Below are 15,083 nucleotides of genomic sequence, written 5' to 3'. Positions count from 1 at the left end.
GCGCCTTTTCCCGATGATCGCATGTGATGCCTGAGGCGGATTTGGAAGGAGCGGTCCGATCGCTATTGTTATCCTTGTTGTCGATCTGGCCGAGAACTCTCGCAGCATGGTAGCCATCGATGCGGCGGACACGGTTGCTGTGCGTCGATCCATGCAGCGCCAGACTCTCAATGATCTTTTTGCCAAGATGCCGGCATGACCAAGGAAGCCAGTTTCTCCCCCGTGAGCAGCGCACCCTTTTCCTTCCCTCCAATGGCCCGGCGCTCAATGGTCGTGGCGGCGCTGTCAACGGCGGTGGAGTGGTACGACTTCACGCTTTACCTCTACTTCGCGACGGTACTGGCCCGCGTGTTCTTCGGCGCCGGCGCGAGCTCGATGACCGAGACGCTGGGCGGATTTGCAGTGGCCTACCTCATGCGCCCCTTAGGCGCTCTGGTATTCGGCCACCTTGGCGACCGGTTCGGGCGGCGCGTTGCAATGCTGGGCTCGATGGCGATGATGACAGCGGCGATGGCGGCAACCGCCCTGCTGCCGACACATGCACAGGCCGGGCCTCTCGCGGGCGTCCTGCTGATCGCGCTACGCTGCCTCATGTCGTTCTCGGTTGGCGGAGAGTACACAGGCGTCGTCGCCTACCTGCTGGAAGGCGCCAGCCAAGAACGTCGCGGGCTGGTTACCAGCTGTGCCTCGGCAGCCAGCGAGATCGGCGCCTTGACCGCGGCGGGAGCAGCGGCGCTGATGGTATGGGTCATACCTGAAACCGCACTCGTCAGCTGGGGCTGGCGCCTACCCTTCCTGTTCGGCGCGGCGCTGGCAGGCGTGGTGCTGATCGCTCGTGCCACGCTGGAGGAAACACCCGAATTCACCCGCCAGCAACGCACGGGGAAAGTGCCCCGGCGGCCGATCCGCCAGACGCTCTCGCGCCAGCGCATCGCCATAAGCCGCGGCTTTGCGATTTCGGCGCTGGGATCGATCACCTATTATGTGGGCATTACGTATGTGCCGGTCTTTCTCGATGCCACCGGCACCATGCCCGAAGCGCGTGCATTGTCGATCTCGACGCTCGCGGCGCTGACGGTAATCCTGGTGACGCCGCTAACCGGGCTCCTTTCCGACCGGTTCGGCCGCCGCCCGGTTCTGCTGGCTCTGGCGCTCGGCGGTATCGCGCTGCCGACCAGCCTGTTCGCGGCAATGACCAGCGGCGGTGTGGCGACGTGGGTGGGCGCCTTCATCATGGCAGCGCTGGGCGGCGCAGTGAGTGCGGTAGGCGCGGTAAGCACGGCCGAACAGTTCCCCGGCGAGGGTCGCCTCAGCGGCCTAGCACTCGGCGCGACGACTGCGACCGCCCTGTTCGGCGGCCTAACTCCGCTCGTTGCCCATCTTATCGTGACGCAAAGTGGCTGGGCGGGCGCGCCGGGAGCCATGATCGCCCTGGTAGCTCTCTGCGTGTTCGCAGTATTCTGGCAGATGCCCGAAACGGCGCCAGCGAGAACCGAAGCCTGAGATCCATTCGAAGCGTCACAAGGAATGCTTTCCCACCCCTTCTCACAACTTTGGCAATCGCCAGCGGCCCGACCACAAGTGCCTGGATGAGAGGGCAGCGGCATGAAGGAACGGCTACGTTCCCGAGCAAGATCGATTGCGCCGCGCCGTATCATTTCATGTATTATCGAAGCGGATCAATTGGGAGCTGCTGAATCCATGCTCGAAGAATTTGGGCTGTCCCTCTATTGCGTCGACGGACCGGACGTATCGTTCTTTGGCTTCCCCTATCCGACACGCATGGCTGCCGTGCGGCTTTCGAACGGCAAGGTGTGGATCTGGTCGCCCATCGCGCTGACGGATGAACTGGCCAGCGCCGTCGAAGCGATAGGGCCGGTGAGCTACATTGTTTCACCCAACAAGCTTCATCACTTGTTCCTTCAGCAATGGGCCGAACGATGGCCGGATGCCCGGCTCTTCGCGCCGCCCGGTCTGGCGCGCAAGAGGCCCGAGATGCGCTTCGATGATGAATTGGCCGATCTCCCACCCCCGTGCTGGGCGGCGGACATCGATCAAGTGATCTTTCGTGGCTCATTCGCGATGGAAGAAGTTGTCTTCTTTCATCGGCCATCGAGCACCGCGATAGTCTGCGATCTGATCCAGCGGTTCCATCCCCCATACCTGCGAGGCTTCAAGGGCCTGCTGATGAAACTCGACGGTTTGGCCGGCCAACATGGGAGCACGCCGCGCGAATGGCGGGCGAGCTTTCTGCGGCGAAAGCCGGCCCGCGCCGCGCGTCGCAAGCTCCTCGGTTGGCAGCCGCAACAGTTACTGATTGCGCATGGGAAATGCGAGAAAGCCAACGCCGCAAAAGTCCTCGAAGATGCATTGAGCTGGATCTAGGCTGCGCCCAAAAAGCAGCCAGCCGCCTTGCCGGGCCCCGACCGGAGTTACCTGCCTCAAGCCGCTTCCCGGGTGAGCGCGGTTCGGCGCCAGCTCGCCGGTGCTGAGCCGTAGGCCTTCTTGAAGGCGCGCGAGAATGCGGCCTCGGAATCGTAACCGACCGACAAGGCGATCTGCGCCAGGGACGCGGAAGAATTGCGCAGCTCCTGTGCCGCAATCTGCATGCGCCAATGGTAGAGATACTGGATGGGCGGCTGTCCCAGCAACCGCACGAACCTGTCTGCCAGTGCCGAGCGGGAGAGGCCGACTTCATGGGCTAGGTCGTCGATCGTCCATGCCCGCGCCACATCGCCGTGAAACAAAGAGAGTGCACGCGCGACGAAGGCATCGCGCAAGCCGGCGAGCCAGCCGGTCTGACCTTCGGGAAGAGTTTCCGCATAGCGTCGAACCGTATCCACGAACAGAAGCTCTGACAGCTTGGCGAGGACGGCTTCCGACCCCGGCCGGCCGCCGGCCACCTCATTGGCTGCGAACTGGAAAGTGGATCGAATCCACTCCGCTCCTCCGGCCTCGTCTATGTTGAGGACCAACAATGACGGCAGAGTGGAGAGGACCGGATTGGTCCGGGCGCCATCGCACCCCAGAAACCCGCAGACGATTTTTACAGGCCGGCCGCCACCGCCATGACTTATGGAGAACAGGCCTGAGTCTCCCGGCGGCTTGATCAGGTCGCTGGCGAGAATTGGCGTACAGGAAAACTCGCTTGCGAGAAGGTGCACGTCATTGTGCGGCACCACGACGACTTCGCCGGCCTGCAACCGGTGCACTTTCGATGGCTCGCGTTCAGTCCGCACGAAACATTCGCCATCGACGACATAATGGTAGGGAATCAGATGCTCGGCCGGTTGCATGAACGGCAGGCACAGTTGCGGCGTCATCTGTGACGCGATGCACCAAGGCGCGGTGAAATTGGCGTGCAGGAACACTCCGCCTTTCAGCCGCGCCACACGCAAAACGTCGGAAAGCGGATCCATCGCACTCTCCTGAAGAAGGGCCGGCGTTTCGATCATTTTTCCCGGCGAGCCGATCATAGATCGCAAGGGGGCTTGGGCGCAAAACAAACCTGTGTTCGGAACCGCGGCATCGGTCGGCACCTGCCAAACACCAGAGGCACCTATGCTCCAATTCTGCCGCGAAACGAACAGCGAATGACAAGAAAAAAGCACCGCGCACGCGGGCAAGGCAGCGATCGCGCTGCCAATGGCAAAGGAGCAGCGAGAATGAACGCCTTTACCGAAATCACGCGACCCAATCGCTACCAGCGATGCATCAGCGCTTCCAAGCGCGTGCGCTGGGATATTGACCAAGACGTCATCCGGAACCGCAGGTTTGCGAGGGTGGAGAAATTCCTGCCTGACGGGCTGTCCCTGATCGATGAATTCAAATCGCTTTCCCACGACGAGAAGCGCCTAGTCAGCCAGATCCAGGGCCGGACCTATGCGAATGTATTCGGGCTGGTCGAGCGTTACATCAACGCCAAGATCCTTGAGCTGAGCCAGGATTACTGGCTTGGCGATCAGACGGCGCTGGAGGCTCTCATCCGCTTCAGCGACGAGGAGCTCAAGCATCAGGCCCTGTTCCGGCGGATCGACGCCATGATCGGCGATGTCCTGCCGAAAGGCTATCGCTTCGATATCGACCCCGACGAAGTGGCGGGCGCGGTTCTTGGCAAGAGCACATGGGCCGTCCTGATGCTGACGCTCGACATCGAATTGTTCACGCAAGCCCATTACCGGCAGAGCATCGATTTCGACGCTGAAGTCTCGCCGCTGTTCAGGGACGTGTTCCTCTACCACTGGAAGGAGGAAAGCCAGCACGCGATCCTCGACGAACTCGAACTGCAGCGGCACGACGCTTCGATCTGCGCCGAGGAGCGGGACCGCGGCGTCGACGACTTCATCGCCTTGATCGGCGCCGTCGACGCAATCCTGCAGACGCAATCCGCTTGCGATGCCGCGTACTTCGCGAACGTTTGCGGGCGAATGGTCGATCGCGGCGAAGCCGCCGCAATCGAGGCTGCTTTCCTCAAGGCCTATCGCTGGCAGTACATCCATTCCGGCGCGCAGCACCCGCACTTCGGCGAAGTACTGACCGGGATGGTCACCGAAGTCCAGATGAGCCGCATCGGCGACATGATCGCAAGCCTCGCCTGAAAGACAACAACCCCAGGAAAGAAGAAGGAGACGTATGATGACCAGCGCAACCGAAATGACGAAGCCGGAAATCGTGAACGGCATCAATGTGGACGAACTCAAGGCTCTCGTGGGCGGCGTGGCCGCAGACCCTGAAAGTGGGGCAACCAGCTGGCGCGTATCGACGCAGTGGCAGGGGCAGACCCACTCCCGAAGCAAGGTCGACGGCTTTGGCCTTGCCGGCGAGCACATCGCCCGCCCCTTTACCATCGACATCGATGAACCGTGCGAGCTTGGCGGCTCAAACCGGTTTGCCAATCCACAGGAACACCTGCTTGCGGCCCTCAATGCCTGCATGACGGTGGGCTACGTCGCGCAATGCGCCATTCGCGGCATTGAGCTCGAAAGTCTCGAGATCGAAACCACCGGCGACATCGACCTGCGCGGTTTTCTCGGCCTCGATCCGGCAGTGGCCCCCGGTTACGAGGCCTTGTCCTACACGGTTCGGATCAAGGGCAACGCCACCCCTGCGCAGTTCGAAGAAGTCCACGCTGCGGTAATGGCGACCTCGCCCAACTTCCATAACATTTCAAAGCCGATCGGCCTCGATCCGAAGCTGGTCGTTGGTTGAGACCATTGCCTGCCCCCCGGCCAGGTCGAACCCGCCCGGGGGGCAATAATCGGGAGACGGACCGTGCCCAGGTACAATCTCACATGGTGGTTCTGGTTGGCCACCGACCTGATCCTGGCCAACTACCTGTTCGTCGACCGCAGTTTCATCAGAGGCCTGATCACGCTGAGTCTGGTTCGGTTGCTCAACTCCGGCAGGACCATCGGGCTCAGACTCGAAATCCCAGGCACAAGCAGTGCCCCGTTATCTTTCACCGCATTATCAAGGTGAACGTGAAACGGATTCATGGCAGTCTCGTGCAACCGGGTTGGCAAGAGGAGAGGCCAGATGGAACTCAAGAACCAGACAGATCATATCGCGCTGCTGTCGCTGACGATGGTCGGTTTGCTGATCAAGCGGCTTGACGAGCTCAACCAGCTCGATGAACCGACCCGAAAGCACCTTCACAAGCTGATCGATGGCGTTCGCCGCCATGCCGACAACCATGGCATTGGTGAGCTGAAAGTGCTCTTCGACAATATCGACAAGTCATTGAGCACCTGAATCTAGCGGCGCAGCACTCCGCCTCATGGCTTCAGTCTTTGCGCCGCTTGCGGCAGTGCCGGAGAGGCGGGCAATCCCACGCCTTCCGGCCCCGGCGTTCCGTGCAGTTTTCTGGCGCCGCTTCGAGATCGGTCGGCGCGGGCGAAAATTGGGCCCGCAGCTTGGCTATACGGCTGGCCTGGCAGCGACAGTCATCGAACACTTCGCGGCGCATCTCCACGAACCGGTCCTTCAACTGCGCGGTGATCTGCTCTTTGCCCTACTTGCCGCAGAGATTGTGATCCTCGTTTGGGTCGGTCATAAAACTCTACCTGCGCGAGGGGCTACCTTCAGGATATCACTTCAATGCAGCGCTACACAGTGCAAGCCAGGTGCGGCTTTCGCGGCGAGCTACTGTGCGATGCCTGATCCATATTCCGCACCTGCCGCGCGCCTTGTCTCGCCGTCAATTCGCCAAACGAGCGTTTGGCTTTAGTTCGCGCTAAAAGGCCAATCCAATTCCAATCACTGTTGACTGTTTAGCTGTACGCGCGGTAATGAGACAAGCATCACTTCGACGAAATCAAACATTCTTGTCTGTTTTTGATTCGGTCGATGCCTGCACCCGGAGCATTGAAGACCGGGGCCGGAGGGAGAAAGAAGAGATGCTCGATTCGGTGACAGATCAAAGGCCCGAGAACGACCATGCGCGCATGGAGTACGAACGGGACCGCAAGGCACCGCCCGAAGGTTTTCCCAAGCTACCCGACATTCCCGGCAGCCGCTACACCGATGCCGAGTTCCTGCAGCTCGAAAAGGAGATGATGTGGGACCGGGCATGGCTATACGCCGGCCATGTCGATCAGTTGCCCAATCCCGGCTCCTGGTTCCTCTCCCGCAATTCCGGCGCGCCGATCATCGTGGCGCGCAATCTCGCCGGGGAGATCAAGGCCTTCTACAATACCTGCCAGCATCGCGGCGCCCCCTTGGTGACCGAGGAATCGGGTGAAGGCCGCGGCTTCGTTTGCGGCTACCACGGCTGGAGCTACACTCTCGACGGCAAGCTGACGGCGGTTCGCGACAAGCGCGACTTCGTCGATCTCGACTTCTCCTGCCGATCGCTCGTACCGGTACGCTGCGAACTGCTGGGATCGCTGATCTTCATCAACAAGGATCCGGATGCCCAGCCGCTGATCGAGCATATCGGTCCGATGGCAGCGCAGCTCGAACAGTACCAGCTCGATAAGCTGCGCCTCGTCGACAGCCGCAGCTACGAGGTGGACTGCAACGTCAAGGTCCTGCTCGATGCCTTCCTCGAAGTTTATCACCTCAAGTCGATCCACATCGACACCGTCGATCGATTCCTTGACCACCGCGCGATGATCGTGAGCCTCTGGCCCAACGGCCACAGCCGCATGGCCACGCCCAACCGCCGGCCAGACTGGGTCGATCCCGGTACAGTAGGCATGCCGGAAATTCCGACAATCGGCGAGTTCCCCGCCAAGAACAACGTCAGCTACCAGATCTATCCCAACTTCGTGATGCCTCCGGCACCGACCGGCATCCCGATCCTGCAGTTCTGGCCGCTGGGACCGAAGCGCTCTCGCGTCGTCTCGAGCTGGCTGGCCCCGGATCACGATCCGGAGAACCCCCACCCGCTCTGGACCACGCGCCTCAACAACTGGGAACGGATCCTCTATGAGGACTTGCAGTACGCGCCGCAGATCCAGGAATCGCTGGAAAGCCCCGGCTTCAGGGGCATGCCGCTCAATTACCAGGAACGGCGCATCTACCATTGGCACGAGGAACTTGACCGGCGCATCGGCCTCAACCGGGTCCCCGAACATGCCCGCGTCGAACAGGTGCTGGAGCCCTGGGTCCAGAAGGACTGACCCACCGCCCCGTATTCGACGATACCATTGAACGACAAAAGACAATCGGGAGAGAGCATGGCAGATCTGGCAGGCAAGGTTGCCGTGGTGATCGGCGCAGCGAACCGCGACAACATGGCGCAGGTCATCGCCCGGCGGCTTGCCCACGATGGCGCGCGAGTCGTCGTCGCGGGCAGGAAGGCCGAGGAGCTCGATCGGCTCGCGGCTGAGATCGGCGGCCATGCAGTTGCCGATTGCGATCTCACCAGCGAAGAAGACCTTGCCCGACTGGCGCAGGAGGCGGTCGACACATTCGGCGGCATCGACATCGCCGTCAACGCCACCGGCTGGGGGCTTCTCAAACCCTTCCTCGATACGACCAAGGCCGAGATCGAACGCATGGCAGCGCTGCAGTTCACCGGCGCGGTCCTGTTCTACCAGGCGATGCTGCGCGCCATGCGCGACGGCGGCTCCCTGATCCAGATCTCCTCGGCCACGGCCTCGATCATGCTGGAAGATCATGCTGCATACATGGGCACCAAGGCCGGGGCGGATCACGTGATCCGCTGCATCGCCAACGAGTTCGGCCATCGCGGCATTCGCGCCAATTCGGTGGCCCCCGGCTTCACCGTCACGCCGATGACCGGCAAGGCCGCGCAGAATCCGGGGATCATCGAGAGTTTCACCAAGGAATATCCGCTGGGCCGGGTCGGCACGAGCGAGGACATCGCCGAAGCCGTCGCCTGGCTCGCCCGCGATGCCTGCTTCATGACCGGACAGGTGCTGCAGGTAAACGGCGGCCTCACCCTGCGCCGCAACCCCACCAATGCCGAAATCGTCAGTGCGGTGAAGGCAGCGCGGGCTTCGGCATGATCCGCGGCGTCCATCACCTCGCGATCTCGACACCGGATCTCGAGCGCTTCATCGACCACTATCGCCGCTGGTTCGGGTTCGAACGGGTCGGCGAAGGCGGCTGGGAACGGGGCAATGCGCGCATCGACACGATGGTCGGGCTGGAGAACAGTGCAGCGCGCTATGCCATGATCCGGCTGGGCAACCTGCATATCGAGGTGTTCGAATACGCCAGCAACGATCCCCGCGAGGTATACCCGCGCATGTGCGATCACGGCATTACGCACCTATGCCTTTACTGCGACGACGTCTTTGCCGAATACGAACGTCTGAAGGGCATGGGCATGACATTCAACTGCCCACCAGGAGGGTCCGGCATGACCCGGGCAACTTATGGAAGGGATTGCGACGGCAATGTCGTGGAGCTCCTGCAGATCGTCGATCCCGACTGCACCTTCGCCTTCGAAAAGCAATGCGCGACCTGCTAGGCTTCGGCGATCCGGCCGGCACACAAGGCTCCGCCTGCCGCCCTGCCCCGCCGAATGAAGCGCAACCGAAAGGGCCGCCTGAAGTGTCTGCCGCCAATTGCTTCCCGGACGATCCCGAAATCGAACGTGAACTGGCCTATGCGTTCGAGAGAACCGGTGAGGACCGGTTTCGCGTTGCTCCGGTGCCGAGCGGCCTGCTGCGGCTCTTTGGGGGGATGGTGGTTTCCCAGTGCCTTGCCGCGGCGCGGCTGACTGTAGAGACAGGCAAGGAGGCGCACAGCCTGCATGGCTATTTCTACAAGCCGGGCCAGGTCGACATCGCCAATGACTTCGCCGTGACGCGGGAAATGGACGGGCGCAGCTTTTCCAACCGGCTCGTGCGAATGACACAGAATGGCGAACCGCTCATGAATCTCATGGTTTCGTTCAAGGCACCCGAGCCGTCCGCCTCGCACGCAGTGACGATGCCCGGCGTGCCACCACCCGAGGCCCTGCCCCGTATCAGCGATCTGGTCGAGGATTTCGGCCCTGCCCTGCCCGAACGCCACCGCCCCTTCTGGCAACGCCGCCAGCAGGTCGAATGGCGCCCGGTCGAGCCCTTCCCTTTCGACAACCGGGAAGTCCTGCCGGCAACGCGCCATTTCTGGTTCCGCATACACGGACAAATCGGCGATGAACTCCATGTCCACCAGCGCCTGCTTGCCTATGCTTCGGACCTGCACATCTTCCATACCGGACTTGGCCCGATGGCGCTGGGCTGGGCCAACGATTACCTGCAGACCGCCAGCCTCGATCATGCGATCTGGTTCCACCAGCCTTTCCGTATCGACGAATGGCTGCTCTATGCGCTCGACAGTCCAGCTGCGAGCAATGCCCTTGCGCTGGGTCGCGGCAATGTGTTCAAGCGCGACGGCACGCTCGTCGCCACCGTCAGCCAGCAGGGCCTGGCACGCATTCTCGACGGAAAAAGGGAGGGCAAGCTGTGAGTGCCGATAAATTCAGGCCGCGCGAACCCTATCGCACCTTCGAAGACCTTTCCCTCGGTGAAAGGCGCAAGTCGCGCTCGCGCACGGTCACGCAGGAGGAAATCCTCGAATTCGCCCGGTCCTTCGATCCGCAATGGTTCCACACCGACCCTGAAAGCGCGAAGCAATCGGTCTTCGGACAAGTGGTGGCCAGCGGCATTCATGTCCTCGCCCTGTGGCGCCAGCTCGATCACGAGATCAACTGGGACATCGATTTCGTGTGCGGCGTGGGCTGGGACGAATTGCGCCTCAAGCGCGCCATCCGTGCCGGCGACACGATCCACGTGACCAGCGAGATCGTCTCGCTCGAACCTTCCAGGTCGCGCGCCGACCGCGGGACCGCCAGGACGCGCTATGCCGTGGTGCTGGAGGACGGGACCGAGGCCGTGACCTTCACCAGTATCAATCTGGTCTATACCCGCGATGGCCGTCAGCGGATGGTGGGCACCGCGCAGTAGTCCGCGCGATGCCCGCTCACCCCCTCATGGATCAACGCCGCTGATCGAAACGGCGGCCGAGCATGGCCCCGGCAATATTGACCTTCTGAATGTCGATGGCGCCGCCGGCGATACCCCAACCCCAGGAATCGCGCAGGCGGCGCTCCATCGGGAAATCCTTGGAATATCCGTATGCGCCCATCAGCTGCATGGCATCGCCTGTCACTTCGCGGGCAATGGTATTCGCAAAGCACTTGCCGGTGGAGCTGTGCAGCACCGAGGGCAGACCGTCTTCGGCCTGCGAAGCGGCACGCCATATCAGCAGGCGGGCGGCCTCGACCTTCATCTGCATTTCGGCCAGCTTGAGCTGCACGGCCTGGAACTCGGCGATCGGCTTGCCGAACTGCTTGCGCTCCTGGACGTATTCGCACACGTCCTCCAGCGCACCCGAGGCCTGGGCCAGCGACATTGTCGCATTGCCGCAGCGTTCGAGATCGAAAGCCTCCATCAGCTTCTTGAAACCGCCGGCAGGCACGATGACGTTGTCCAGGGGGATCTCGCAATCGTCAAAGTTCAGGTCCGACGAGGGGATACCGCGAAAGCCCATGAGCTGCTCGTTGGGACCGAAGGACAGTCCCGGCGTGCCCTTCTCGACAAGCACCGCACCGATGCCCTTGGCGCCCGGATCGTCTGACAGGCGGCAGTAGACGACATAGGCATCGGCGTGGCCACCACCCGAGCACCAGCGTTTGGTTCCGTTGATCACGACCTTGTCTTCCCGGACGACACCCTTGGTCTTCAGATCCGTAAGCGCGCTTCCGGCGTCGGGCTCGGACATCGAGACAGCGACCACCATGTCGCCGCTGCACACGGCGGGGACGACGCGCTTGCGCAGCGCTTCCGAACCGAAATGCTCGATGGCGCGGACGGGCCCTACCGAGGATTCGAAGATCGGGAAGCCGACCGCCGAAGAAATCTTGCCGAATTCCTCCAGTACGATCAGCGCCTCGATATTGCCGAGGCCAAGTCCGCCCAGATCGCTGGACACGTTGATGCCCAGAAAACCCAACTCGGCATAACGCTTGACCAGCTCGCGGCTGGGCGGTCGGTTTTCCCGTTCGAGTTGGGCGGCGATGGCCGGCAGTTCCGCGCGGGCGAATTCGCGCGCGGCTTCCTGCAACTGCAACTGGTCGTCTGTCAGCGTGAAGTTCATAATCGGATCACTTTCAGAGCAGGTGAGGCTGTTCGATCAGGTTTGCCAGCGCAGCCATGAAACGGCCGCCGTCGGCGCCGTCGATGGCGCGGTGATCGCACGAGACCGATAGGTTGAGGACTGGCACGATACGGATGGCACCGCCATCGTCGATCGGTTCGGGACGCGCCGTGCCGACCGCAAGGATCGCACCTTGCGGCGGGTTGATGATGGCATCGAATTGCTCGACGCCAAAACCGCCCAGATTCGATAGCGAAAAGCTGCCTCCGGTAAATTCCTCCGGCTTCAACTTGCCGCTGCGTGCCTTCTGGGCAAGCCCCTTCATCGCCGCACTGATCTGTGCGACCGACATGTCGTCGGCATTGAACATGATGGGCGTGACAAGGCCCTTCTCGGTCGCCACGGCAACCGAAATGTCGGCGGCAGCATAGCGATGGATGTCATTGCCATGGACCTGGATATTGACCGCCGGCACTTCCATTAGCGCCAGCGCACAGGCCCTTATCAGGTAGTCGTTGACGCTCGGCCTTTCGCCTTCGAGCCCGGCGCGAAGGGCAAGCAACCGGTCTGCACGGACCCGGCGGCGCACGTAGAAATGCGGGATCTGCTGCTTGGATTCGCTCAGACGCCGCGCGATGGTCCGCCGCATCGACGACATCGGCGCGACGTCGAACCGGTCACTGGCAGACGAAGCGACAGACGGCTGCGATTGCGGCTGGGGCTCAGCCTGCTGTGCAGGTTCCGCTAATGGCGGTGCGGGCTTGGGCATGGCGGCCAGCACGTCTGCCTTGCGGACCCGCCCGCGCGGCCCCGATCCTGCAAGGGAAGCAAGATCGACACCTTCATTCGCGGCGATCCGCCGGGCGACCGGCGTTGCGTAGACATCGGCGTGGGGCGTCGGTGGCAAGACGCCGACAAGCTCAGGCTGCGCTTCGGGCTTTGCGGCCTGATGGACGTCCTGCGCGAAGATCTTCCCTTCCCGGCCCGAGCCGGAAATGGCGGTCACATCGACGCCCAGCCGCTCGGCTTCCTCGCGCGCCCTGGCGGTAATGGCAATTCCCTCAGGCACGATGATGCCTCGGGCAGGCGCGGCTTCCACGCGCCCCGGCGCCGGAGCTGGCGCTGCGACACCCTCGTCATCCGGTCCGAAGCCGGACTCCGAAGGAGTGAAGCCTGCGATCAGCGCGTCGATTTCCGTCGCCGTCGCCTCGCCGCCATCGGAAAGAACGGCGAGCAACGCGCCGACCGGATACGTCTGGCCCGGCTCGGCCAGGATCCGCACGAAGCGCCCCTCGCGCTCGGCTTCGACCTCGTTGGTGATCTTGTCGGTCTCGATGAGCGTGAGGACCGTGCCGCGGGTGAATGGCTCGTTCTCGGCCACCATCCATTCGGCAATCGTACCTTCTGCCATCTCGATGCCCCACTTGGGCATGGTGAAAGGCGTTAGTTTTGCCATGACCGGCCCTCCTAGCGGAATGCGAGGACGCGGCGCACGGCATCCTCGATGTTCTGCGGCGAAGGCACCCAGGCACGCTCGAGGTTGCGCGCGAACGGGATCGGGCTGTGCGGTGCGGTGACCATCGCCGGCGGCGCCTTGAGGCTGGTGAAGGCCCGTTCGGACACCATCGCGGCAATATCGGCGGCCAGACTGCAGCGCGGTGGGCTCTCGTCGACCACGACCAGACGCCCGGTCTGTTCCACCGATTCCAGGATCGCGTCCTCGTCCAGCGGGCTGGTCGTGCGCAAATCGAGCAGGTCCATGCCGATCCCGTCGGCGCCCAGCTTGTCGGCAGCCTTTTCCGAGAAGCTCACCATGCGCCCGCAGGCGACCACGGTCACGTCACCGCCCTCGCGCACGACGCGCGCCTCGCCGAAGCGCTGGCGAAAGTCACCTTCGGGCACTTCGCCCTTCACGCCGTAAAGCGTCTTGTGCTCGAAAAACATGACCGGATCGTCACCGCGCAACGCTTCGGTCAGCAGGCCCTTGGCATCGGCCGGCGTGGTCGGCAGGACGACCTTTAGGCCCGGCATCGAGGTCAACATCGCGTAGACCGACTGGCTGTGCTGCGCCGCCGTCTGCATGCCGGCGCCATAGACCAACCGTACGACCGCCGGGCACCTGGTCTTGCCCCCGAACATGTAGCGGAACTTGGCCATCTGGTTCCAGATTTGGTCGAGGCTGACGCCGACAAAGTCAGCGAACATCAGTTCGGCAACCGGCCGCTTGCCCGAAAGCGCTGCGCCTGCCGCCGCGCCGATGATCGCGCTTTCCGAAATCGGCGTATCGATCACGCGTTCGGGGCCGAATTTCTCCCAGAGCCCCGGGCTCGTACCCCAGATACCGCCGATCGCTTCGGGACCGCCGGCAGTCCCATTGCCGCCCACCACGTCCTCGCCCAGAACGATGATGTCCTCGTCGCGCTCCATTTCAGAGTGAAGCGTGCTGACGATCGCCTCGCGAATATTCATGACTGCCATGGCAAGGCTCCCTCAGTAGTATTCGACGTAGACGTCGTCTGCGACGCCTGCGGGATCGGGCATGTCATCGGCCCGGGCCTCGGCCACGGCCTCGTCGATCAGTGCATCGACTTCGCTGTCGATGGCGTCGAGCTCGTCCGCCGAAAGCAGCGCAGCCTCGGTGACCCGGGCGCGAAAGGCCTTCAGGCAGTCGCGCTCATCACGCAGGCGATCGAGTTCGCCCGGGCCGCGATAGCGCTGGGGATCGCCCTCGAAATGGCCATAGAAGCGCTCGGTATCGAGCTCGATGGCCGCCGGACCGTTGCCCGCCCGGACATATTCGAGCAGCTGCGCAAAAGTCGCATAGGTATCGAAGTAGTCGCAGCCATTGGCCCGCCACGCCTTCATTCCGAAACCCTCGGCACGACTGGCGATGTCGTTCGACGTACCGACCGCATAGGCATCGCCAGTATGCTCGGAATAGTGGTTGTTCTCGAAGACGAAGATCGCCGGGACCTTGGTGACGACGGCAAGGTTCATCGCCTCGAAGGTGGTACCCTGGTTGCAGGCGCCGTCGCCCGAGAAGGCGATCCCGACGCGCCCCTTGCCCTGCAGCCGCGCTGCGATCGCCGCACCGACCGCCTGCGGTGCGCCGCCGCCGACGATGCCGTTTGCACCCAACATGCCCACTTCAAGGTCGGCAATGTGCATCGACCCGCCCCGGCCCTTGCAAAGCCCTCCGGCCTTTCCGTAGATCTCCTTCATCATTCCCTTCACGTCGCAGCCCTTGGCGATGCAGTGGCCGTGGCCGCGGTGGGTCGAGACGATCTTGTCATCCACGGTGAGCTGGTCGCAGATGCCAACGGCAACCGCTTCCTGCCCGGCATAGAGATGGGTGAAGCCTGCGATCTCGCCGGTCTTGATCTCGTCGTGCAGGCGTTCCTCGAACGCGCGGATCGTCTTCATCCGGCGATATGCACCGAGCAGTTCGTCGCGATTGAATTGCATGC

The 15,083-nt window shown here is 62.7% G+C and carries 15 protein-coding genes; 10 read left to right on the top strand and 5 right to left on the bottom strand.

Annotation, left to right across the window (positions count from 1 at the left end; translation table 11 throughout):
- Window positions 1–195: 195 nt before the first annotated feature.
- A complete protein-coding gene (locus tag J3474_RS21115; RefSeq protein ID WP_242528531.1) occupies window positions 196–1,503 on the top strand; it encodes an MFS transporter in 1,308 nt (435 codons plus the stop codon).
- A gap of 102 nt (window positions 1,504–1,605) precedes the next feature.
- Complete coding sequence (locus J3474_RS21110) at window positions 1,606–2,385, top strand: DUF4336 domain-containing protein (protein WP_242528530.1); 780 nt, start codon at window positions 1,606–1,608, stop codon at window positions 2,383–2,385.
- A 56-nt stretch (window positions 2,386–2,441) separates the two neighbouring features.
- On the opposite strand, the gene J3474_RS21105 is transcribed toward J3474_RS21110, so the two are convergent.
- Complete coding sequence (locus J3474_RS21105) at window positions 2,442–3,476, bottom strand: AraC family transcriptional regulator (RefSeq protein ID WP_207095503.1); 1,035 nt, start codon at window positions 3,474–3,476, stop codon at window positions 2,442–2,444.
- Between the two features lie 189 nt (window positions 3,477–3,665).
- Here J3474_RS21105 and J3474_RS21100 point away from each other — a divergent pair, with 189 nt between their 5' ends.
- The 8 genes from J3474_RS21100 to J3474_RS21065 all read left to right on the top strand — a co-directional run bounded on the left by J3474_RS21100 (window position 3,666) and on the right by J3474_RS21065 (window position 10,424).
- Window positions 3,666–4,598, top strand: a complete 933-nt coding sequence (locus J3474_RS21100) for a hypothetical protein (RefSeq protein ID WP_207095502.1) — start codon at window positions 3,666–3,668, stop codon at window positions 4,596–4,598.
- Window positions 4,599–4,635: 37 nt separating this feature from the next.
- A complete protein-coding gene (locus J3474_RS21095) occupies window positions 4,636–5,208 on the top strand; it encodes an OsmC family protein (protein ID WP_242528529.1) in 573 nt (190 codons plus the stop codon).
- A 327-nt stretch (window positions 5,209–5,535) separates the two neighbouring features.
- Window positions 5,536–5,751, top strand: a complete 216-nt coding sequence (locus J3474_RS21090) for a hypothetical protein (protein WP_207095500.1) — start codon at window positions 5,536–5,538, stop codon at window positions 5,749–5,751.
- A 644-nt stretch (window positions 5,752–6,395) separates the two neighbouring features.
- Window positions 6,396–7,622 (top strand): aromatic ring-hydroxylating dioxygenase subunit alpha, encoded by a 1,227-nt coding sequence (locus J3474_RS21085; protein ID WP_013836717.1) that lies wholly within the window; start codon window positions 6,396–6,398, stop codon window positions 7,620–7,622.
- A 57-nt stretch (window positions 7,623–7,679) separates the two neighbouring features.
- On the top strand, window positions 7,680–8,474 hold the full coding sequence (locus J3474_RS21080; RefSeq protein WP_207095499.1) for an SDR family oxidoreductase: 795 nt from the start codon (window positions 7,680–7,682) through the stop codon (window positions 8,472–8,474).
- Window positions 8,471–8,941: a VOC family protein gene (locus tag J3474_RS21075; protein WP_013836715.1), complete on the top strand. Its 471-nt coding sequence runs from the start codon at window positions 8,471–8,473 to the stop codon at window positions 8,939–8,941. The genes J3474_RS21080 and J3474_RS21075 overlap by 4 nt, the downstream gene beginning before the upstream one ends.
- Entirely contained in the window at window positions 8,926–9,927 is a 1,002-nt protein-coding gene (locus J3474_RS21070) for an acyl-CoA thioesterase II (protein WP_207095498.1), read from the top strand. Before J3474_RS21075 ends, J3474_RS21070 begins: the two co-directional genes overlap by 16 nt.
- A complete protein-coding gene (locus J3474_RS21065) occupies window positions 9,924–10,424 on the top strand; it encodes a MaoC/PaaZ C-terminal domain-containing protein (RefSeq protein WP_207095497.1) in 501 nt (166 codons plus the stop codon). The genes J3474_RS21070 and J3474_RS21065 overlap by 4 nt, the downstream gene beginning before the upstream one ends.
- 31 nt (window positions 10,425–10,455) lie before the next feature.
- Here the strand turns inward: J3474_RS21065 and J3474_RS21060 are convergent, their stop codons facing one another.
- The 4 genes from J3474_RS21060 to J3474_RS21045 are packed head-to-tail and all read right to left on the bottom strand — an operon-like array spanning window position 10,456 to window position 15,081.
- Window positions 10,456–11,616: an acyl-CoA dehydrogenase family protein gene (locus tag J3474_RS21060; protein WP_207095496.1), complete on the bottom strand. Its 1,161-nt coding sequence runs from the start codon at window positions 11,614–11,616 to the stop codon at window positions 10,456–10,458.
- 13 nt (window positions 11,617–11,629) lie between these two features.
- Complete coding sequence (locus J3474_RS21055) at window positions 11,630–13,072, bottom strand: dihydrolipoamide acetyltransferase family protein (protein ID WP_207095495.1); 1,443 nt, start codon at window positions 13,070–13,072, stop codon at window positions 11,630–11,632.
- An 11-nt stretch (window positions 13,073–13,083) separates the two neighbouring features.
- Window positions 13,084–14,094, bottom strand: coding sequence for an alpha-ketoacid dehydrogenase subunit beta (locus J3474_RS21050; protein ID WP_013836710.1), 1,011 nt, complete (start codon window positions 14,092–14,094; stop codon window positions 13,084–13,086).
- Window positions 14,095–14,106: 12 nt separating this feature from the next.
- Window positions 14,107–15,081 (bottom strand): thiamine pyrophosphate-dependent dehydrogenase E1 component subunit alpha, encoded by a 975-nt coding sequence (locus tag J3474_RS21045; protein WP_013836709.1) that lies wholly within the window; start codon window positions 15,079–15,081, stop codon window positions 14,107–14,109.
- Window positions 15,082–15,083 lie beyond the last annotated feature (2 nt).

It is taken from the genome of Novosphingobium sp. PY1, from assembly GCF_017312445.1.
Lineage (GTDB): Bacteria > Pseudomonadota > Alphaproteobacteria > Sphingomonadales > Sphingomonadaceae > Novosphingobium.
This window is presented reverse-complemented; position numbering and strand designations above follow the sequence as displayed.